This window comes from Spirosoma sp. KNUC1025 (assembly GCF_045160025.1).
Lineage (GTDB): Bacteria > Bacteroidota > Bacteroidia > Cytophagales > Spirosomataceae > Spirosoma.
In genome coordinates this window covers 3,412,987-3,433,970 of sequence record NZ_CP087139.1, presented here as the reverse complement: position 1 = coordinate 3,433,970, position 20,984 = coordinate 3,412,987, and the positions used below count along the sequence as shown (strand labels likewise).

Sequence of the window (20,984 nt, the reverse complement as noted above, 5' to 3'; positions counted from 1 at the left end):
GGTGTGCGGAATTCATGGGTTATGTTTGAAAAAAACGGGTTTTCAATTCGTCCATTTGTCGAAGCTGGAGGGTTTCCTGCTCTTTTAGGGCGATCCCCTGCTGCAAGGTTAACCGACTGATATAGGCCCGAAGGAGCATGTATGCAATGGTTGCCAGGACAATCAAATAAATGAGATAAGCTTCCCAGGTTGCCCAGATAGGCGGCCGAATCACCACATCCAGTTGTCGAACGGTTGAGCTCCATCGACCGGACGTGTTACTGGCATTGAGCTTGAGCACGTAGTGACCCGGGCTTAGGGCGGTAAAGATGGCTTCGGGGCGGCTGGATTCGATCCACCCCTTCTTTAACCCCTCCAGCTGATAACGAAACCGATTCTTACCGGGCTTGTTATACTGCATGACCGCGAAATTCACCGTCAAAAAGTTCTGATCATAAGGTAGTTCTATATGGTGCAATAAATGCACCGGTAGAAATGGCTTTGCCGCCGTATCCGGGGAATCGGTTATAACCAGTGGTTTATTGTTAACCTGAATCTGGGTAATTTCACTACGGGGAATGTAGGTGTCGTTCTGAATCTGGTCTGGATAGAAGGCTGTAATGCCCTTTAAACCACCCATCAGAATACGATCGTCGGCATGCCCATCACTCCGGGCCGCCTTTCCTGATACGTATAAAAAGTGAAACCGGTTAAATTCATCCGCCAGTAAACCATCGTCCCGGGTGAAGGTCTTCATCCGTAATGTCTTCCGGTCCATACGAACCAGTCCCTTGTTGGTACCCATCCAAAGGTATCCGTGCTGATCGGCCAGGGCAGAGTAGATCACATTGTTTGGTAGCCCGTCGGTACTAGTCAGGCGTTTACACCGGCCGGTTCGCTTATTAAATAAACACAGGCCACTGCCATAGGTACCGATCCACAAGCGATTCGGATCAAGCGGGTCCGACGACAAACAGAACAGATTATTACTACTGAGGGAAGTAAGGTTATCCGGATGATACGTAAACTGGCGGGTAGCACCGGTACGTCGATCAATCCGGTATAGACCGGCCCCGGTTGTGGCGAGCCAAATTGCCTCCTGATCGACCACCATTTGCACTAAGGTATGGGGATAAGTCACCCGTAGGCGAAACGGAAAGGGTTTCCACTGGGCTATTTCGTCCTGATACCACCAGGCTAATGAATCGTGTGCCATCCATACCCGCCCCGCTGGATCAGTAGCCAGTAGATTAGGGCTATTTCCTGGTAGGGGTGTTAATAGTGGAAGCGTGCTTAAGTGACCGCTTACCAGATCAAGTCGTTGAATGGGTTGACTGGCTGCGTTAAACCAAAGCCTTTGCTGAAGATCGACCGTATACCGAAAATCATAACTATTCCTATTGGCCAGAAAGGAGGGGGCCAGGGGTTGTTTAACCCCTAACCAACGCCGAAATAAATCGACGTGAAATGCTGTTTGATATGGGGCCGTCTGGAAGGATTGTCCTCTCAGATCATATTTCCAGATACCTCCCCCATTCATGCCGATCCAAAGAACATCCGATCGGTCTACCCACAAACTTCGACCCTGCTCAGTAACACTGATATCTGTGCGAGGGCTGAGCATTTGAATGCTATCCTTATCAGTATATTGGTATAACAAGCCGTCTCGCAGAAAATAAATGGCTCCTCTGCTGTCTGTAGAAAATAGCATCAGATTCCAAAATTCCCGTTTGGGTGGCAGGGAATATAAACGAGTTTGACCGGTGAGCGGATTAAGCCGAATCAAATGGTGGCTGGAGCCGATGAGAAATTCGCCCGTTCGGGTACGGTAGAATCCATTTAACCCCTCGTGAGGTACCGGAAAGGGCGGGGCCGTAAAACACTGCCGTTTTTCATCAAAAATCGATAGCCCCTGCCGAGTTGCTACCCAGCAGCGCCCCTGGTTGTCAGTAACGCAGCCGACGCCTACGTCATCAGGCAAGCCAGTAGGATGGCCTGTCTGGTGGCGGTAGTGATGTGCTTGTCCAGTACGTGTATCATATAAACCGATACCGCGGTTAGTAAACGCAATCCAGAGCCGATCCCGTCGATCCAGCCAAACATCGGCTGGTACTGATAGCTGGAACGTCTGCTGATAAATGGGTAGCCGTGAGATGTTTGTAAAGGTTTCGGTGCGCGGGTCAAATCGGTCCAGATCCCCCCGTTCGCTCATGATCCAGATTGTGCCCCGGTGATCGAGTACCAATCGGTTTAATCCGGGAAAGGAAAGCGATGGCTTACCCGTAGATTCAGGTCTGAATACCCGAAATGTTCGGCCATCATACCGACAAAGGCCGTCGCGGGTGGCCATCCACATAAACCCTTGTTGGTCCTGTACAACCCCAGTAATAAAGGCCTGCGGCAATCCCTGTTGATCGGTAATAATTTCTGGAGTCGGAAGCTGAGCGGATTGGGCCAACCCTGGCACTGCTATGCTATTGAAAAGGCTGAGGAAAAACCAGAATAGATACTGCCAGCGGGCTATGAAACCGTAATACCCTTGCATGCAGGATATAGATTTAGTATTGAGGGTTAAGAGGTAGTAAATCAGACTGATACCAGTCTAATGTGTCATTAAAGATAGGCAAAAACAGGGCTGAGTCGTTACGTATGAATGTCAAATGCGGATGCAGTAGCTATTTTTTATTGGCCGGTTGCGTCCTGAGACGGAAATGAACGTTTTTGAGATGGTTTTGACAGACCTTATGCGGCCATACCCCCAAATTTGGAGAACTAATCGGTATCAAAACTATAACGGACCCAATAGGCTCCTGCGTTGGGTAAGATCCCTAAAGCGCTACGAGCCCCTGTTCGATACGTAGCTTCATGTCTCTTCTGCCCGAATCAGTATCGCTAACCCATACGATAAGCCAATAACGAACTATATGCCTCTGAGTACCTTCCTGCATACGAGAAACTGTTAATAAACAGGCACCTGACGACTCGTTAATCAATGAGTGCGTTCCCAGTCTTACGTACTACTAAAGGGTCTTTCTGCCGATCTACATCAAATTATGCCATTTAATCAATTCGTCCGAATATAGAAATTTACAATGGATCAAGAAGAAAGTCGGGCTCAGGCGGGAAAGGCTAAACTAGCTGCCTACGCACTACTGAACCAACTGAAACAACAATTTGGAATCAATAGCCCAGCGAATTCGGGTTTATTTTCGATTGAACATGCATCATTAACCGGGGTTGCGGATCAGTACAGTATTACGTCCAACTTAGATGTATTGCTGCTGAGATTTCACCTAACACAGGGCTTTTCGTTTACCATTTCGCCCCCCGATGCTTCCCTTTTTGTCCTTTTTGTCAGTGTACACCAGTCGATAACGACCACGCGAGTAATTTATCAACTTACTGAGATAACTGTCGCTGGTCCTTCCGCCGATTTATCAACTCCTCCTACCGGCAACCTATTTATACTAATTGTGAGCCGAAGTTGGGTATCGGCTTATTTACCAGACTGGATGGCCCTCAGAGCAGTAGATATATTCAACGATCTTAAAGAATCCATTGAAGCGAATCCCTCTCTGCTCGAAATTATTAAAACTGATGTGGGTGAATTCTGGAAAATATACCCTTCCCGGCCATTAAAGCAGCTTTTTGTGTCGGTGAGTATCAACGCTCTGCTTTTACGATTACTGGAGCGGGTTGTTTATCATCATAAACATGACCTTTCGCACAATAAGTACCTTAAACCGGATCTCTACCAGGTTGAAATGGCTCAACAGCATTTATTAACCCATTTGCACGACCCTTTCCTTACACCGGTAACCCTGGCTAAAATGGCCAACATGAGTCTCACAAAATTTAACCGGCTTTTCAAGGAATTGTACCAGATTCCTGCTCATACCTTTATTCGCCATTACCGTCTCCGGATAGCCCGCGAATTAGTGGATACTCACCTTTATGATTTGAGCCAGGTTGCCACAAAAGTAGGCCTTTCCAGCGTTGCCGCCCTTACTAAATTACTTGCAGAGTAAGTAGTGTTACTACGGGATGGAACGCCCGCATCATAAGCATGTGCGCCAGTGAACCCTACGAATTGGGGAACTATAGGCTGCGATGACATTTATTCAGCTTCAGGAGACGCGGCCTACCCTTCTTTTCAGCCTGCTGAGACAGGATTGCTCGTATTTGAGACAGAATTGCCATCGCTCTTCATTGCAAAAACCAACCTTTGTCCAACTCAATTCCAGCCGTTCATAAGAAGCAACAATCAGTCTGAAACAGTCTTTAGTATCTCTTTAAAAATTGGATAGGCCCTGGAGCAGGTCGATCCATGAGTCAGTAGCTCACGGCCGCCGTTTGGCTTGCCATCAATCAATTTCCTCAAACCAGTTAACTACAAAAACTATGTCATTCCAAACGAGTAAAACCACGCGCCGACAGTTTCTGGAACGCTCGGCATGGGGAGTCGGCGGTGCACTTCTTTTACCGAGGTTACTGGCCAGTTGCACCGACCACAACGTTGTCCCCCCGGTGCACCGATCACACCGCTGATCGGCTCGCCGGAATGGTCTTCCAGTATTGATTGGAATGACGACGCGAAACAAGTAGTCATCACTGCGCTTTCATTGATACCCGATGTTGGTGGGATCCTTGGCGGTTTACTTGGCATCTTTTGGCCCAACACCCAGGTTGACATATGGGGCCAAATCAAAGCCCAGGTGGAAGCCCTGGTCGACCAGAAAATCACTGACCAGGTCTATCAGCAGGTAAGCGAGGATCTGCAAGGCTTGAAAAGCACGATGACGCTTTATTTGAATGAGCTTAAAAACGGAGATGCGAAGAACATTCTCATTCAATGGAGCTCTACGAGGAATGCTTTTGTGATTGCGCTTCCCCACTTCCAATCAAAAGGATACGAGGTGCTGCTCTTGCCTTTGTTTGCTCAGTTTGCCAACATGTATCTGGCTTTATTACGCGATGGGGTAGCCTTTGGGCAAAGCTGGGGTAGGACCCCTGCCGACAACACGCAGGATATTGCCGATTTGAAAAAGGCTATCGATGATTTTGTCAAGTACTGCCAGGTCTGGGTTCCTGCCGGCCACGACCAGGTGGCGAATAAAGCACCGTCAACTATTTATGATGGCGAGCCTTATCGGACCATTAATCGGTATGACCGCCATATGACATTAACAGTATCAGACTTTGTGGAGGTCTGGAATTATTTTGATGTCACGATATTCCCTAATGGCAAGAAGGCGATGTTGGACCGTGAGATTTACACTGACCCCTATGGCGGTATCGATCATGGCAATACCGGATTTTCTTTATGGTCACCTCCACCAACACAATTCCCTACTAACGTAACCATATGGGCTTTTGATGAACTTGATGCGTATCAGTTAACCTACCCGGTCGGTGGCGGACCCGATGGGATTACGACAACGGGCCGGAGGGGTGATCAGCCGCATAATGGATTTGGGGGGAGTAATCAGGCTCCTCATGGCGGCATATTTGATATACAGCCCAACAACCCGATAGTCGGGGTCAGAACCACCTACCAAGAGTGGACTGGTGTAATTGGTATGCAGTTTCAGTTTTATGACGGGACAACTACTTATATGCTTGGCGGAAGAGATGTGGGTACCAATTTTATTTCCGTAGATACAGGTATGATATGTTTTACCAACGAGGCTCTGTCAAGTATGCAAACTCACGGGTTAAGTCAGAAATTTGGCAGTATAGACATGATCGTGTATGGCTTTAAATACTGGGTTTCACCCAAAGCAGCCTTGAGGTCAATTCAGAACCTTTATATAACAAGCCCACAAGAACATGCAGCGGCTGATTTTGCCCAAGTCTCCCCAAGTCTTTCGGCTACTCCGATCACCGACGACTTAAAGGCCGCCCGCCAGGCGTACTGGGCCTCGATTAAAGCCCGCGCTGAAGCTCTCAAGTAGCCCCTTAATCTAGCCAATAGGCTGATTTTATGAGCGCTGGTGGTAAGGAAATGGACCCTCCATCACCTTACCACCAGCGCTCCCACCACTACCTACTGATGGGCGTGCAGAAAGGCGCGGCTTGTCTACCTACGTAAAAGCAAACCTGCCGCTCAACACGTCGGCGTAAATAAGATGAACGTTCTCTTTTTAAGGCGCTTGACTAAGCCCCTCCATCGCTTACGTATCCGTATATATACCGCTTTGTGGCGCGCTTACCTCATTGGCGGGTTGGCCGGCTTGCTGTTGGACTGTAGCGTCATTCACCTGGAGGATCATCCTGCCCCTTCCCGCCAAAAGGTGCAGCAAGCAGTCGATCAGGTACGGGCCGATCTGGAACACGAGTTGGGCAATCCGGTCCCCTCGCTCAATGTGCTGATTCAAACGCCGACCGAAAAAATCTTCGTCTCCTCAGTCGGCTCCGGCACCACGCCGGTTACCGAAACGGCGAATTTCCGCATCGCCAGTAACACCAAGCACTTTACGGCCACCGCCATCCTGAATATGCACGAAGACGGCTGGCTGAACTATAAAGCCCACATTACGGACCTCATACCGGGAACAACCACGCCCTACGTGCCCAATACGCCCCAGTGGGATTTCCCCTACAAAAATGACATCACGATTGAGCAACTGCTGCAGCACAGAGCCGGGGTTTTCGATGTCGACAATGATCCCGTTCCCGGCTTCAACGGCCTGTCTTATACCGAGGCTACCCAAACGGCCGACCCCACCCATCAGTTCACCACCGAGGAAATGGTACATCAGTTGATTCTAAACCAGCTTTCCTACTGGGCACCGGGCACGGGCTATCATTACAGCAATACGGGCTATTCGATTCTGGGCCAGATTATCGAACGGGTATATTCGGCCAAAACGGGACGTATCAAAACCTACAACGATTACCTTCAGGATTACGTAGTGGGACCCACCGCGCCAGTACCTGTTGCTCTTTATTTTCCCGCCCGAGCCGATGATACCGTACTGCCATCACCACGGGTGGTCGGCACCGTGCGGTATCCCACCCAGACAATTACCTACGGGGATTATAACATGAGCGCGCAGATCGCCGAAGGCAATGGGATCGGCACAATGGCGGCCCTCAATACGTACCTACGCTCGCTGATGAAAAGTCAGAATGTCTTAATGCCGCAAACGGTAAAGGTGATGCAGACCGATGACCTGGGTGGTTTCTTCGTTAAAAACCTGGGGTATGGTAAAAACGGTGCCCGGATTGGGAATCTGTCGCTGATGATGTACGATCCGCTCACCGACGTATCGGTGGTGACGTATCTACCGCTGTGGGATTATACCCAAGGGCCGGAGGGAGCTACTTCGTTTTTAAAATGCTTCCATGCGATCACCGATGCAGCCTACGCGGCCCGAACGGCCTTAGGTTATCCCGGTAAACCCTGAGCGAAGGTATGGGCTTTAATTCATCGGTCCCTCCATGAAAGAAGTAGCTGAATTACCAGTAACCGAGGCAGCCTTTGTTGTCCCACGTCAAGCCTGTAAAATCAAAGTCGCAGATTCGACTACCGAGCATTTGCCTGCTTGAAGCCGTTCTGACGGCCAACTCGTCCTGATCCATTTTCTCAACCCTTTTAACCACAAACTTCATGTCATTCCAAACGAGTAAAACCACGCGCCGACAATTTCTGGAACGCTCGGCACTGGGGGCGGGCAGTGCCCTTTTTTTACCAACGCTCCTGCAAAGCTGTATGACCGACCACACCCTGCCCCCTTCTGTTCCGCCAATCTTGCCGGGCGAATCCGAAGGGGTGATGACCAAGATTAATCTGTCCATCAACAACGCCCCCACTTCAGGCGTGTCGAGTGATAAGGTTTTTGTCTCCATTATTGGTACCGATTCAACAGGCAGGCTCAGCTATCTTGATCTGAAATCCAACGCCGGGGCGCTACATCCCCTGACTACGTTTTCATCCGGGGTGACTTCCTGCCCACTCTCGGCCATTGCCATGCCCATTCGGATTCCGACCCTGACCAGTGCCCGGATTTATTTTGCCATCAATACTGATTTTAATCCCGCGGAATTCTCGGCATCGGGGCCCTCAACGAGCAAAATCGTCAAAACCCTCTATGAAAAAATCGAATTTAATGCCGGTGATTCGGGCGATTGCTTTATCAATCCGACGAATGTCGATTTTTATGGCATTTCCTACCAGCTATCGGTGAATTCGGATGCGGCTAAAACGGTGGGCTTTACCCAGTCCAGAGCCCAGATTCTGGCGGCCTTAAACGAGGCAATACCTGGAGAAGTAGCGACCAATCCAGCGGCAGCGATGTATAAACAACTGATTGTCCGCGATGATAATCAACAGGTGCTTCGCTTTCTAGCCCCAAAATCGGCAGGCTACAGCGATTGGGGTGACACTGCGGACGAGTGCCTGACGAATGCTTCGCGGTTTTGCCAGTACCTGGATGAGTATATAGACAAGCACTGTTTCAATCCTGACCGGGGCGTTTTCAGCTTTTACGACAAGCAGTACCCTACCCAAAAGAATGTTCGGTATGGGCAAATACTGGGCACCGGGCTAGCCCGTACCTTAGCGATCTATACAGCCGACCCCCGGTCTGGAAACGTAACACCCTATCACTCCCTGCCAATCCCCTACACGGGTCCGGGAAACCCTGGCTTGCCTACGTACTTTCATTCAGTATCCGCAGCGGACCGGAATCAGATTGATTGGGGCTTTCTGCTGCTGGGCAATTCGCTGGGGGCTGGTAGTGCTGCCGACTGGGGTAATGATGACGCCGTGCTGGCCATCATGATGGCTATTTGTCGGGGGGTGATGCACTACAATGATGGACGTACCGACTGGCTGGACCGGTCGAAATATTATCAGGGTTCTGGAGGCAAAGGGACACCGGATTTTCCGATTGAACTGTATGCGAAGGTCATTCATGCCTTAGCGCCAAATGGCAAGGCCTATGCTTTCTCCTTCGATGACGTATACGCGGAAGACCCCTCGTTGGTTTTTAGTCCTGGCGGGATGGTGAACATAACGTTGAATTCGCTGGAATCCGTCAAGCTTCCCTAAATGGCAAAGCAAGGAGAGAGTAGGAAGCAACAAAACGGGAGGGGCAGGAAACGTCAACCCGCTAACTGAACCCTTACAGTTGAGGATCATCCGAATTTTTCGCTTTCACTGATCGATTGTGTCGCCTTTATTATCCGTCTTTTTACGCCATCCTACTAGTGCCGCCTTTACTATCGTAACTGACACCGCCCAAGCATTTTCTCTAGAGATAATTACATCGATTTATTAAAACCTACTGGTCATTCAGGCGCTAGACACCCCCTGAATGACCAGGCAGTTGATTACGGCAACGCAAATGCTACGTACCGATCCCCCGACTTGGTTTTGAGTTTGCCGCCCCCGCAGGCAATCACTACGTATTGTTTGCCATTGACGGCGTAGGTACTTGGCGAAGCATACCCGGCAGCGGGTAGTTTGGCCCGCCAGAGCTCACGGCCCGTTTTGCGATCGAACGCCCGAATCAACTCGTCGCGCGAGGAAGCGATGAAGAGCAATCCGCCCTCCGTGACGGCCGGGGCACCGTAGTTGTCAGTACCCGTCGGGGGAAGGCCCTTGGCCACCAGCTCGGGGTATTCACCCAGCGGCACTTGCCAACGGTGTTCGCCGGTATTCAGGTCAATTGCTGTCAGAGTGCCCCAGGGTGGACGACTCACGGGGTAGCCGGCCCGGTCGTACCAGCGGGTAAACCCGGTGTGGTGGTAAGGCGCCGTGTTCAGGCCTGCGGTGCTGGCGACGGCCGTTGTTTTACCGAACAAAAAATCCACAATGGCTTTCCGCTCGGGTTCCTTCAGGTTAGTGAAGGCAGGCATCATGCCTTGGCCTTTGGCCAGAACCTGGGCCACCGACGTCTGATTGCGTTTTTGGGAAATGCCAGTCAGAGCCGGATAGCTACCATCATGACTGCCTTCGCGGTTCTGGCCGTGGCAGCCGGCACAGTGGGTTTGGTAGAGCTGGTTACCGGTGCGTTCAACGACCTGGGCGGAGGCCGAACCGGCGGGGGTCGGAACCAGCCCCATAGTGACCGGAATTTGCTTGGCGGGAACGTACATTATGCCCGCTTCGTCTACGGCTGCTCCACCCCACTGAGCACCTCCATCGGTGCCGGGGAAAAACACGGTACGGTTGGGGCTCAGGGGAAGGGGAATAAACTCCTTGCCCGATTGCCAGCGTCGTAGTTGAGCCAGTACCGTATCGCGGTCGGTTACAAAATCGTTGATATCGCTTTCCGAGAACGATTGCCGGGTAAACGGTGCGGGTTTGAGCGGGATCGGCTGGGTAGGCCAGGCTTTCTCTCCCGGAACGCTGGAAGCAGGCATGGGTCGTTCCTCAATCGGAAACAGCGGCTTCCCCGTGACCCGGTCGAAAACAAACAGAAACCCTTGTTTGGATAACACTGATACGGCATCCACCTTTTTACCGCCATGAACGACGGTGAATAAATTGGGGGGAGCCGGAATGTCGCGGTCCCAAATGTCGTGGTGGATCGTCTGAAAATGCCAAAGCCGCTTGCCTGTGGCCGCGTCGAGGGCTATAAGACTGTTACCGAACAGATTTTGGCCAGGCCGAGTACTGCCGTATAAATCGAATGCTGCAGTCCCCGTGGGCACATACACGATGCCACGCTGCCGGTCGATGGCCATACCCATCCAGTTGTTGGCTCCCCCGAAGTTAAGGTGTCCATCTTTGGGCCAGGTATCGGCTCCGTACTCGCCTGGGTGTGGAATGGTGTGGAAAGTCCAGACGATCCGCCCCGTGCGCAGATCGTAGGCACGCACATCGCCGGGCAGGGCCGGAGCGATCTCCGACACCCGGTGGCCCATGATAAGCAGATTTTTATACACCACGCCCGGCGTGTTGCTCACTACGTACTCATCGGCTCCGGGACGGGCAAGACCATCTTTTAAGTTGATTTTTCCGCCTTTGCCAAAACTGGCCACCGGTTTTCCCGTTCGGGCGTCGAGAGCATAGAGCAGCGAGCCATAAGAGAAGAAAATCCGGGCCTCCCGCCCATCGGTCCAGTAAGTAACGCCCCGGCTATTCATGGCGAAAGTATCGTCGGTGAAGGCTGTTTTCCACAGCTGTTTGCCGGTGGCCGCGTCGAGGGCGAAGGCCTGCGAGCCCGCCGAGACCCCGTACAACACGCCGTTGATGATGAGCGGGTTGCACTGAATCTGGGTGTTGTTTTTGAGCGTATCGACTCCGCCCGACGCATATTCCCAGGCGACCTGTAAGCGGGCAACGTTGCCAGGATTTAGCTGGGTGAGGGGCGAAAAATGGTTGCGGTCGGGTCCACCGTTGTATTCAGGCCAGTCGGTGGTGGCGGGGGTTTGGGTTAGGCTGAGCAGGCCAAGGGTCAGCAGTAAGGCTGGGTAGGTGAACCGGTTCATAAGTAGGGTTGGAGGAACGTACAAATGAACACAAAATGGCCGAAAGTTGGAATGACTTCTCAGCTTATGTGGCTCAAGGACATCAAACATTCTGGCATATCTACACCGACAGGCTATTGGCGATACGTTTTACGGATACGCACTGCCTCGGTAAGCCTAATTTTAGGCTTGCTGTATAGAGTATCGAGACTAACATCCAGGACGCTCAGGTCTGATTTGGGCCGGAAGGCAACCGAACCGTACTGAGTCGCTTCATTTACCCTCATGAAGCAATCTAATGGATTGCCTAGCTTTTTTCTTACGTCATAACGATTATGGAACTGTCTCGTCCCATGCACACCCTATTCGTCTACTTTCAGCTGACGATATAGATAACCAGACGCTACTTGTGGTATGAGAGGCTAAGAGACAGCCCGTTGCAAAAGCAAACTTTTAAACCATACGTTCCGGTTTACCGTTGCATCTAATTAACAGCACGTCTTAAACTCAATACTTTATGCAAACCAGGCTAGGGCAATCTGCGCCGGGGTGGCTTCTTTTTGCCGGGCAATGTCGCCCAGTAAGTCTACCAGCTTCTGGTTCGCTTTCCGGTTCTCTTCCGAAAAGCGGGGAACCACATTGCGGAAATCGGTTTTGTCAAATTGGGTGTTTTCGTCGATTTTTCCCGTTAAAAATCCTTTTCCCAGCGGGCTGAACGGAACAAAACCGATGCCGAGTTCTTCTAACGTGGGTAGTATCTCTTTTCAGGCTCCCGCCACCACAATGAGTACTCACTTTGCAAAGCAGTTACTGGCAGCACGGCATGGGCTTTCCGAATCGAGGATACACCCGCTTCGCTCAGGCCGAAGTACTTAACCTTTCCTTCCTGAATCAGTTCCTTGACCGTTCCGGCCACATCTTCCATCGGCACAGCCGGGTCAACGCGGTGCTGGTAAAACAAATCGATTCGATCGGTTCTCAATCGCTTCAGCGCTTCTTCGGCCACCAATCGGATACGTTCGGGGCAGCTGTCCTGCCCTTTGGTGGAATCCCTATTCTGAAACCCGAATTTCGTGGCAATCACTACCTGATTCCGAAAAGGCTGCACTGCTTCGCCCAAAAGCTCTTCATTGACAAATGGACCGTAGGCCTCCGCCGTATCAAAGAAATTAACCCCTTTATCGAAGGCGGCACGAATCAATTGAATGGCGTCCTGTTTGTTGGTTGCCGGACCATAGCCATAGCTTAAGCCCATGCAACCTAAGCCCAGGGCGGACACCTGTAGGCCACTGGTTCCTACTATTCTTGTTTCCATAAAAGTTGATTTATTTCAGTACGTTAATCGTACGTAACCATTTCCCGACGGCCGTTTTGGCTTCTTTGGCCTTGTCGCCTTCGATAACCAGCAGTTGACCATCCCGTTCCGAGCCACCCCGCATTGTAAATCCTTCCAGTACGTTGCTGTTGGGGCACAGTTCCTTGACGGTCTCGAACGTACTGCCAATTCCATAGCCCCCATTGGTGTTGAACGGAACAACGGTTTTACCGCTGAGATTGTACTGCCGCAAAAAGCTTTTCATGGGCGGAGGCAGTTGCATACCCCAGGTAGGAAAGCCGACAAATACGATATCGTATTACTGAATCGTATCAATCTTTGTCTTTAAAGGGGGCAGAAAACCTGTTTCATTTTCCCTGGCTACCTGTTCGACCGTAGCCCGGTAGTTTTCAGGATAGGGTTTCGCTAATTCAAGCGCTACCAGTTCTCCTCCTACCTGAGCATGAATGATTTCCGCGATTGCCTTCGTATTATTTGTCCGTGACAGATACACAATCAACACCTTTTCGGGCGCTATAGTAGCCTTATCGATAGATTGAACGCGCTCCGTTTGAGAAGAACAGGACCCGATCAACAGAAGAACTGCCAACAGGCCGTGCAGCAACATGGTGGACATTCTAATGCTTGATAACATGAGTGTCCCGGACACTACTAAAGGTCAGGGCTAACAGTTTCCAGGTACTCCTTTCTTTTTTATAGACTTCGGTAACGGTAAACTCAACTTTTGCCTCACTGCCCCGAACTGTGGACTCCAGGGTAATGCGACTCCAGATGATGGATGTGTCGTCAAAAAGCTCAACCGCTACGTCATGTACATCGGCTTTGCGGTACCAAATACTTCCGGTTTTAATAATGTCGAGTTCTTCGTCCTTTTTCCAGGTTCCACTCATATGGACAAATTTTGATTTATCATCGAAGAGTTGAGCCAGCTTGTCTACATTCTTTTCGGACATCCACTGCCATTTATCTTTCGAGAGATTGATAATTTCTTGCTCTTCACTCGTTCTGTTTGTTACCGAAGCGCTTGCGTTGGCTGATTGGGCGAAGGACGATTGCATACTTATACTAAAAAATAATAGCCCAAAAATTGATGCTTTCATAATGGTGTCTAGGGGTTTATGATTGACGTCGATATTCGTTTGTAGGGTTTACTTAGTTCCCGCGTATTCCTCGTCGGTTACCCGTCCGAACCAGGTCGTTTTTTTCTTTGGTCGGATGGGTTGCCATAGTTGCACGTTTAATGTTCATTGTTGTGGGATTTATTAAAACAGTTTACGTTCGCCCAGCCATTTGACCATGGCCGGGTCACGATGATCGAAGAACAGACTTGCCTTCGTATCCAGGGTTTTGATGGCTTCCATGTCGTCAGTACTCAGCTCAAAATCGAGGCTATTGAAGTTCTCTGCCATGCGCTCCTTCCGAACCGACTTGGGAATAGCTACTACGCCCCGCTGGGTTAGCCAGCGTAGTACAACCTGCGCGATGGATTTATTGTACTTCGCACCTATTGACGCCAGCAGCTCATTATGGAACAAGTCATTCTTTCCTTCCGCAAAGGGTCCCCAGGATTCGATCTGCACCTTATTGTCGATCATGAACTGCTGGGTGTCGATCTGCTGGTGAAACGGGTGCGTTTCAACCTGATTGACCGCTGGCACAACTTCATTGTGGATGATCAGGTCAATCAGCCGGTCTGGCTGGAAGTTACTCACGCCGATGGCTCGCACCCTGCCTTCTTTATACACCGCCTGCATTGCCCGCCATTCGCCATACACATCGCCCATGGGCTGGTGAATCAGGTACAAATCCAGATAATCGAGTTGCAGCTTTTCCAAGGAAGTCTCGAACGCCTTCTTTGTGCCTTCGTAGCCATCCGACTGTATCCAGAGCTTGGTGGTAATAAATAGTTCTTCCCGAGGCACACCACTTTTTTTAATGGCCTGTCCCACAGCTTCTTCATTACCATACGAAGCGGCCGTGTCGATTAGTCGATAACCCGTGGCGATGGCATCCAGTACGCTACGTTCACATTCGGCAGGATCAGGCACCTGAAATACGCCAAACCCCAGGATGGGCATTTCTACCGCATTGTTCAAAACTACGTGTTGCATGATACCTGTTCGTTTACAGGGCAAAGGTCTTCTCATTTCTTCGCCCAAATGGTATATAGATTACGGATAGTACTACCATTATTACTGATTAAGGTTTATCTATCAGGAAGGGTGGTCAGAAAGCGATAATTTTGAAGAAGATAACCAACCGTACTATGGATACTTTAAGACGATTCGAGACAATCAGTGAGTACAATGCGTTTAATAACAATGAAACGCTGCACCCGCTGGTGAGTGTTGTCGATCTGTCCAAGGCCAATCCCCGACAGGGCTCCCGGATGTATTTTGGCTTCTACACCGTTTTCTTAAAAGATGTCAAATGTGGTGATCTGGTGTACGGTCGACATACTTATGACTACCAGGAAGGAACCCTGGTTTTTATGGCACCGGGCCAGGTGGCTGGCATGAACAGTAACGGGGAAACGTATCAACCAAAAGGGTATGCGCTGGTCTTTCATCCGGATCTAATTCACGGTACCGCCCTGGGCCGTCATATTCAGGACTACTCCTTCTTTGGCTATCAGTTTTACGAAGCGCTGCATTTATCGAATCGGGAACGACAAATCGTTTTGGACTGCTTTTCCAAAATCGAGTACGAATTGGAACATGCCATCGATAAACATAGCAAACGATTGATCGTATCGACGATTGAATTGTTTCTGGGATATTGCACCCGATTTTATGATCGGCAATTCATTACCCGGGAAACCGCCCATAAAAGCGTACTGGAACGGTTCGAGACGTTGTTGAACGACTATTTTCAGACCGACAAACCGCAGACGTTAGGCTTACCTTCCGTTACGTATTGTGCAGGTGAATTGAATTTATCGGCTAATTACTTTGGTGATCTGATCAAGAAAAAAACAGGCAAAACCGCTCAGGAATACATTCAGGCGAAGTTGATTGATCTTGCCAAAGAACGAATCTTTGACCAAAGCAAATCGGTGAGTCAAGTCGCCTATGACTTAGGGTTCAAGTATCCCCAACACTTTATCCGCTTATTCAAGCAACGGGTTGGACAGTCGCCCAATGAGTACCGGACTCTACACTACAACTGATCGTCTATATCTGCCCGTTCAAAACCGCGTAACCAGTCCGGTCGAACCGCCTGGTTACGTTAGTACGTTGGTAGTCTGTGGTGGGCTTAATGAAACATAGTCTGGTTGAACAAGCGCTTGTTCAAAACGGGCGTTTTCAGTGAAATGAAATTACTAATGATCCATGACTACGTTTGTACTATTCCATTTGCCACCTGCAAGCGACACTACGACCAGTGGGCTCTATCGGTTTTTTTAACGTATTGATCATCGGACAATTCGATCTCATTCGGGAGCAGTGCTACTCAAATTCAACGGGCTTCTGAAAAATATAACTGGTTTTCTTTGGTAAGATTATATCTAACCAGCTCATATGCTCAATGGGCAGGCTGGTAGCTCCTTTTTTGAGAGAATCAAATGAAACACCACGTTGTCGGATGAGTAATTCACGACTGGCTAAGGGCTCACCCAGCCCACTACCACTAAAATCGTAGGTCGTGCAAACGCAGATGAGCGTATCCGTTCGAAGCCAGTCGTGGTTTTCACCCCATAGGCCACAGTTGAAGTGCCGATAACCAATGGCATCCTGTCGACCGTTCCCATTTTGATAAACACTCATGAAAAAATGGAGCTGGGGAATAGCCCCATCGATAAATTCAATCCAGCCGTCGAATTCTATAGCTTTCCAGTATCGCTCGAACGTAAGATACCCCTCTTTATCCGCGCCTATCGTCCAGGCTATTCGATTGAAAATATAGGGATCAGCTTTTCCCGGGCCTCATACGTCCGGTTATAACTGTACCAATTACCGATGACGCCTTTGGCCAAACTAGAAATATGCGCTCTTTTTCGAGTGATGTGCCCTTGGGGAATCGCGGACGGCTGTTTGCTAACGAATAGCCAGCTTAGTACAACCAGCAAACCAACCGTTCCAAACGTAATCGCTTTCAGCCAACGTACGTGAATCCGGAGATGGTGATTAATGGCAGTCAGGCTTTGAAGGGTCAGAGCCGTGTCAGCATCAGCTTTTTCTTTTTCAGTTTGTACGGACATCAGCGCTGACTCATAGGCAGTTTTATAGGCATTAAAATCCGGATAACCCAGCGTTTTTGCCAAGGCCAGAAAGAACTCCGAATTCGCATTGATGTCGGCCTTTTTCTTAATCAGATGATCATAGTGATTCCGATAATTGCTGCCACTGAATCGGTATCCTGTTTTCAGGGCGACATAGTCCGGCAATCGATTTTTACCCAGATGAGGGCTCGATTTGGCCCATACTTCTTCCCCTCTGGCAGTGCGCATGTTACCCAACACCTGATTCATGGGGGCCGGTGGGTTTTCCGGATTAGTAAATTCCAGCGCTAATTCTTCCCAAAAGTACTGGCGCAAGACTTCGTTCCACAATGTTTCAAACAGCAGGCGGTCAGTAACCATACTACAAATTAACTGAATCGTTACGTCCGATATGAGAGGCCGAAAATTACAGGGTCAGGCACGTTTGTATCGGCAACAACAACTGTGTAAGTCTGTGTAAACATGGCTGCACACAACTTAATAACGCTTCGATCTTGACTTTACAATCAAAAATAGTGGAAAATTGATACCAAATCAGCAGGCAGCTATCTCCAGGTTCCTGGCGATGAGGTCAACCTGTCAATTACTCAGACTAACTAAACACGTTTAACAATGAAAACGCAAATGGCCGTCTATCAGGCAAAATCAAGCAACTCTTTATCGTTTGAGTTGATGCAGGGCAATGAATCAATTGGTAAACTCAGCTACAAAAACTGGTTTCAGTTTACGGCTTCTATTGAACTGGCCAATCATTCGATCTATCAACTTATTCCGAAGGGATTTTGGGGATCAACCATTGAACTGAAAGAGGCCGACACGGTACTGCTGAAGTTCTCCATGAACTGGAATGGAAGCATTGCTCTAAAAACTTATTTTAATGCCATTGAGAAAGAATATCTTTTGAAGCACCTGGGAGTATTTAACGAATCCTTTGTGCTCATCGACCAGGAGGAAACTGAGCTATTAACCCTGAAGCCTCATGTGAAATGGAGCAACCTGAATTATGAATATACGATCCAACCATCCGATCGTTTTGAGCCTTTGTCGCATAAAGAATTACTATTGATGACTTCCGTACACTGTGCCAACTATTATTTGTCAATGGCAACCGGTACGTATTGACTCAGAGTAAGCTTGCCATGTTTCAGTTGTCACCTGGGAGAAACACCTATAGCATTGATTTTTTATTTATCAAAAATGGATGTTAACGGAATAAAAGAAGCCGGCAAGGATGGGGCGACAATCTCACAAAAACGCTCCTTATATGAGGATAAATGTGGCTTATACCGATGGTCAGTAGCTAGTTACTGCTTTTGTAGTCACACCCCTGAAATAGCTGTTCAATGGCCAGCTTATTTTCAGTGGAAGTATCCACTTACCGTCTGTCAATTCGATACAGTCTTCCCCATCCGTTATGGCATACAATGCTCCATCCGGCCCCTGAGTTATATCCCGGAAGCGCTGACCCTCACACGCCAGCAATCGCTCTTCGCCGACAACCCGGTTGTTTTCGATCACCACCCGCACAATGTGCATACCGCTCAGGGCGGCAACAAACAGATTGTTTTGCCACTCTGGAATACGATTACTGCTGTAGAAGGTCATGCCGCTGGGAGAAACGACCGGGTCCCAGTAATAAACCGGTTGCTCCATGCCATCTCGTTGCTGAATGCCTTCGCCCAATCGTTGGCCGCTATAGTCGATCCCGTGTCAACTCGGCCAGACACGACCTTCAGCGTCTACCTGCCAGATAATCCAATCCTCTAGGTAAATAAGGCTGACAATTTTACTGCCGTTGCAAAGACTCACATATCCAAAGAAAGCCCTCAGTATAATTTATTGATTATTATATACATAAGCGATAAATCTGGACAGAACGTAATGCATAAACTATATTGAGTATCTTTGGAAAAGCCGAATGGTAGGGTAAAGCATGCTATAAGGTACACTATAACCATGAACCAGACCATTAGGGACCGTTACAACGTAACTATTACCGGTAAAGGCACCCAGCCAATTTTATTTGCCCATGGATTTGGTTGTGATCAGAGCATGTGGCGCTACGTAGCACCCGCTTTTGAAGCGCATTATCAAGTCGTCCGATTCGACTATATCGGTCATGGGAAGGCATCCCGGGATGCCTATAACCGTGAACGCTACGCCAGCCTGCAAGGCTATGCCCAGGACGTACTGGATATCTGTCAGGATCTGAACCTGGAAGGGATCATTTTTGTGGGCCATTCGGTCAGCAGTATGATTGGCCTATTAGCCTCGATCCAGGAACCCAGCCGCTTCAAGCGACTCATCATGGTGAGTCCGTCGCCCCACTACATCAATGAAATAGGTTATACGGGGGGCTTTGAGCGAATCGATATAGAGGAATTATTGGACACGATGGACAGTAATTTTTTGGGCTGGGCCACCGTTATGGGACCCGCCATCATGGCCAACCGGGAACGGCCCGAGTTGGGTCAGGAACTTACCAACAGCTTCTGTGCCACGGATCAGTCAATAGCGCAGCAGTTTGCCAGGGTAACTTTTCTGGGCGACAACCGACGGGACCTGGTGAAGGTGGGGCGACCATCCTTAATTATTCAGTCGATCGCTGATGATATCGCGCCCGTTGCCGTGGGCGAATACATGGCACAACATATGCCCCAAAGCACGTTACAGGTCATTCAGGCTCAAGGACACTCCCCTCATTTAAGTGCCCCGGCTGAAACCATTCTGGCCATTCAGCACTACCTGCAGGCTACCAATTAAGTCGTCTATGCAGGAGATAGCGACGCAGATGCCGGGAGGGCTGGTGACACTGAATGCCAAGAATGAGATCGTCTACCTGAACCCCTTTGCCGAAGAGTTGCTGGGCTATACCCCAGGTGCCCTGTTAGGTCAGCGGATGGATGTGGTGTTAACCCGGGCGAGTCGGATCTACTTTCAAACAAACGTGTACCCCTTGATTGCCCTGGGAAGGCTGGCCAATGAACTCTATCTAACCCTGCAAGCCCAGTCCGGGGTGCGCATTCCGGTCCTGCTCAATGCCATTCGTCAGCACGAGGCATCCGGTGAAGCCTTTACGTACCTGTGCCTGATGCCAGTTTATCAGCGTCGGCAATACGAGCAGGAACTGCTGGCCAGTAAGCAGGCTGCCGAACAGGCATTGCTGCGTAACGATGAGTTAGTGGCCCTTCAACAGCAGTTGGAACAGCATCAGGCAGAGATGGACCGCCAGTTGACCCACCTTAAACAACGTAATGATGAACTGGAGCAATTCGGCCGGATTATCGCCCATGACCAGCAGGAGCCACTACGTAAGATTAACCTGCTGGCCAGTGTGCTGGAGCAGGAAACGACGAATCGGTGGAGTACCCTGGGGCAGCGGGGACTAAGAGGCATTGTCCGGGCCAGTACCCACTTGCGCCAGCTCATCCACGATTTGCAGGTGTACTTTACCTTTGACCCCATTCGATCAGTGGACGAATCCGTCGACTTAACGGAGTTGATGGAGCAGACCGTAGCGGACTATAGCTCAGCGGGCATCCGGTTCGAAGTAGGGAGTTTACCGACCATTGTGGGAAATCGACCCGAGCTACTGAGTTTGTTTGGCCACCTGCTGGACAATGCGGTGAAGTTTCGGCGGACGGACGTATTTTCGGTAGTGGAGATCAGTGGTCGGGTGGTGAGTCAGAACCGATACAAAACAACACCCGACAAATATCACTACATGGACTATGCTCAGATCGTAGTAAGCGATAATGGGATTGGGTTTAACAATCAGTATCGGGAGGAGATCTTTGGCATTTTAAAGAAACTAGATCCGCACACGCCTGGGATTGGGCTTGGCCTATCGTTAGCCAAAAAGATTGTCGAACGGCACCACGGCATTATTCGGGCCGAATCCAAAGAAGGCCAGGGTACTACCATCACCCTGTTATTACCGCTAACGACTTAATCTTTCTAGTGACTTACTTTTTCCGGGCAGATCGATGTCTCGAAGTCGCAAGCCCGCTTAGGGGCTTGCGACTT

Annotated in this window: 16 protein-coding genes and 2 pseudogenes; 8 read left to right on the top strand and 10 right to left on the bottom strand. The window is 49.7% G+C overall.

What is annotated here, in order from left to right; all coding sequences use genetic code 11:
- Positions 1-19: 19 nt before the first annotated feature.
- Positions 20-2,524, bottom strand: a complete 2,505-nt coding sequence (locus tag LN737_RS14900) for a two-component regulator propeller domain-containing protein (protein WP_405520098.1) — start codon at positions 2,522-2,524, stop codon at positions 20-22.
- A 547-nt stretch (positions 2,525-3,071) separates the two neighbouring features.
- On the opposite strand from LN737_RS14900, the gene LN737_RS14895 reads away from it, so the two are divergent.
- From LN737_RS14895 to LN737_RS14880, 4 genes are all read left to right on the top strand, one after another.
- Complete coding sequence (locus LN737_RS14895; RefSeq protein WP_405520096.1) at positions 3,072-4,007, top strand: AraC family transcriptional regulator; 936 nt, start codon at positions 3,072-3,074, stop codon at positions 4,005-4,007.
- 471 nt (positions 4,008-4,478) lie between these two features.
- Entirely contained in the window at positions 4,479-5,933 is a 1,455-nt protein-coding gene (locus LN737_RS14890) for an insecticidal delta-endotoxin Cry8Ea1 family protein (RefSeq protein WP_405520094.1), read from the top strand.
- A gap of 198 nt (positions 5,934-6,131) precedes the next feature.
- Positions 6,132-7,388: a serine hydrolase gene (locus LN737_RS14885; RefSeq protein ID WP_405520092.1), complete on the top strand. Its 1,257-nt coding sequence runs from the start codon at positions 6,132-6,134 to the stop codon at positions 7,386-7,388.
- A 203-nt stretch (positions 7,389-7,591) separates the two neighbouring features.
- Positions 7,592-9,034, top strand: coding sequence for a beta-1,3-glucanase family protein (locus LN737_RS14880; RefSeq protein ID WP_405520090.1), 1,443 nt, complete (start codon positions 7,592-7,594; stop codon positions 9,032-9,034).
- Positions 9,035-9,315: 281 nt separating this feature from the next.
- On the opposite strand, the gene LN737_RS14875 is transcribed toward LN737_RS14880, so the two are convergent.
- The 6 genes and pseudogenes from LN737_RS14875 to LN737_RS14850 all read right to left on the bottom strand — a co-directional run bounded on the left by LN737_RS14875 (position 9,316) and on the right by LN737_RS14850 (position 14,847).
- Positions 9,316-11,421 (bottom strand): PQQ-binding-like beta-propeller repeat protein, encoded by a 2,106-nt coding sequence (locus LN737_RS14875; protein WP_405520088.1) that lies wholly within the window; start codon positions 11,419-11,421, stop codon positions 9,316-9,318.
- A 503-nt stretch (positions 11,422-11,924) separates the two neighbouring features.
- Positions 11,925-12,715, bottom strand: a pseudogene (locus tag LN737_RS14870) (aldo/keto reductase); the annotation flags it as partial.
- A 10-nt stretch (positions 12,716-12,725) separates the two neighbouring features.
- Positions 12,726-13,028, bottom strand: coding sequence for a flavodoxin (locus LN737_RS14865; RefSeq protein ID WP_405520410.1), 303 nt, complete (start codon positions 13,026-13,028; stop codon positions 12,726-12,728).
- Positions 13,029-13,034: 6 nt separating this feature from the next.
- A complete protein-coding gene (locus LN737_RS14860; protein ID WP_405520086.1) occupies positions 13,035-13,352 on the bottom strand; it encodes a hypothetical protein in 318 nt (105 codons plus the stop codon).
- 1 nt (position 13,353) lies between these two features.
- On the bottom strand, positions 13,354-13,836 hold the full coding sequence (locus tag LN737_RS14855; protein WP_405520084.1) for a nuclear transport factor 2 family protein: 483 nt from the start codon (positions 13,834-13,836) through the stop codon (positions 13,354-13,356).
- A 162-nt stretch (positions 13,837-13,998) separates the two neighbouring features.
- Entirely contained in the window at positions 13,999-14,847 is an 849-nt protein-coding gene (locus tag LN737_RS14850) for an aldo/keto reductase (protein WP_405520082.1), read from the bottom strand.
- A 155-nt stretch (positions 14,848-15,002) separates the two neighbouring features.
- Between LN737_RS14850 and LN737_RS14845 the strand changes: the two genes are divergently transcribed.
- Entirely contained in the window at positions 15,003-15,905 is a 903-nt protein-coding gene (locus LN737_RS14845) for an AraC family transcriptional regulator (protein ID WP_405520080.1), read from the top strand.
- 280 nt (positions 15,906-16,185) lie between these two features.
- Here LN737_RS14845 and LN737_RS14840 read toward each other — a convergent pair whose 3' ends face one another.
- Together LN737_RS14840 and LN737_RS14835 are read right to left on the bottom strand one after the other, a co-directional pair.
- On the bottom strand, positions 16,186-16,503 hold the full coding sequence (locus LN737_RS14840; RefSeq protein ID WP_405520078.1) for a hypothetical protein: 318 nt from the start codon (positions 16,501-16,503) through the stop codon (positions 16,186-16,188).
- 119 nt (positions 16,504-16,622) lie between these two features.
- Positions 16,623-17,318 (bottom strand): hypothetical protein, encoded by a 696-nt coding sequence (locus LN737_RS14835; RefSeq protein ID WP_405520076.1) that lies wholly within the window; start codon positions 17,316-17,318, stop codon positions 16,623-16,625.
- A 252-nt stretch (positions 17,319-17,570) separates the two neighbouring features.
- Here LN737_RS14835 and LN737_RS14830 point away from each other — a divergent pair, with 252 nt between their 5' ends.
- Positions 17,571-18,080: a hypothetical protein gene (locus tag LN737_RS14830; protein ID WP_405520074.1), complete on the top strand. Its 510-nt coding sequence runs from the start codon at positions 17,571-17,573 to the stop codon at positions 18,078-18,080.
- Between the two features lie 253 nt (positions 18,081-18,333).
- On the opposite strand, the pseudogene LN737_RS14825 reads toward LN737_RS14830, so the two are convergent.
- A pseudogene (locus tag LN737_RS14825) lies at positions 18,334-18,668 on the bottom strand (PQQ-dependent sugar dehydrogenase); the annotation flags it as partial.
- Between the two features lie 246 nt (positions 18,669-18,914).
- Between LN737_RS14825 and LN737_RS14820 the strand changes: the two are divergent.
- On the top strand, positions 18,915-19,721 hold the full coding sequence (locus tag LN737_RS14820) for an alpha/beta fold hydrolase (RefSeq protein WP_405520072.1): 807 nt from the start codon (positions 18,915-18,917) through the stop codon (positions 19,719-19,721).
- Between the two features lie 7 nt (positions 19,722-19,728).
- The gene (locus tag LN737_RS14815; protein WP_405520070.1) at positions 19,729-20,910 is read left to right on the top strand and encodes an ATP-binding protein; all 1,182 of its coding nucleotides are present in this window, start codon (positions 19,729-19,731) and stop codon (positions 20,908-20,910) included.
- The last annotated feature ends 74 nt before the right edge of the window (positions 20,911-20,984 follow it).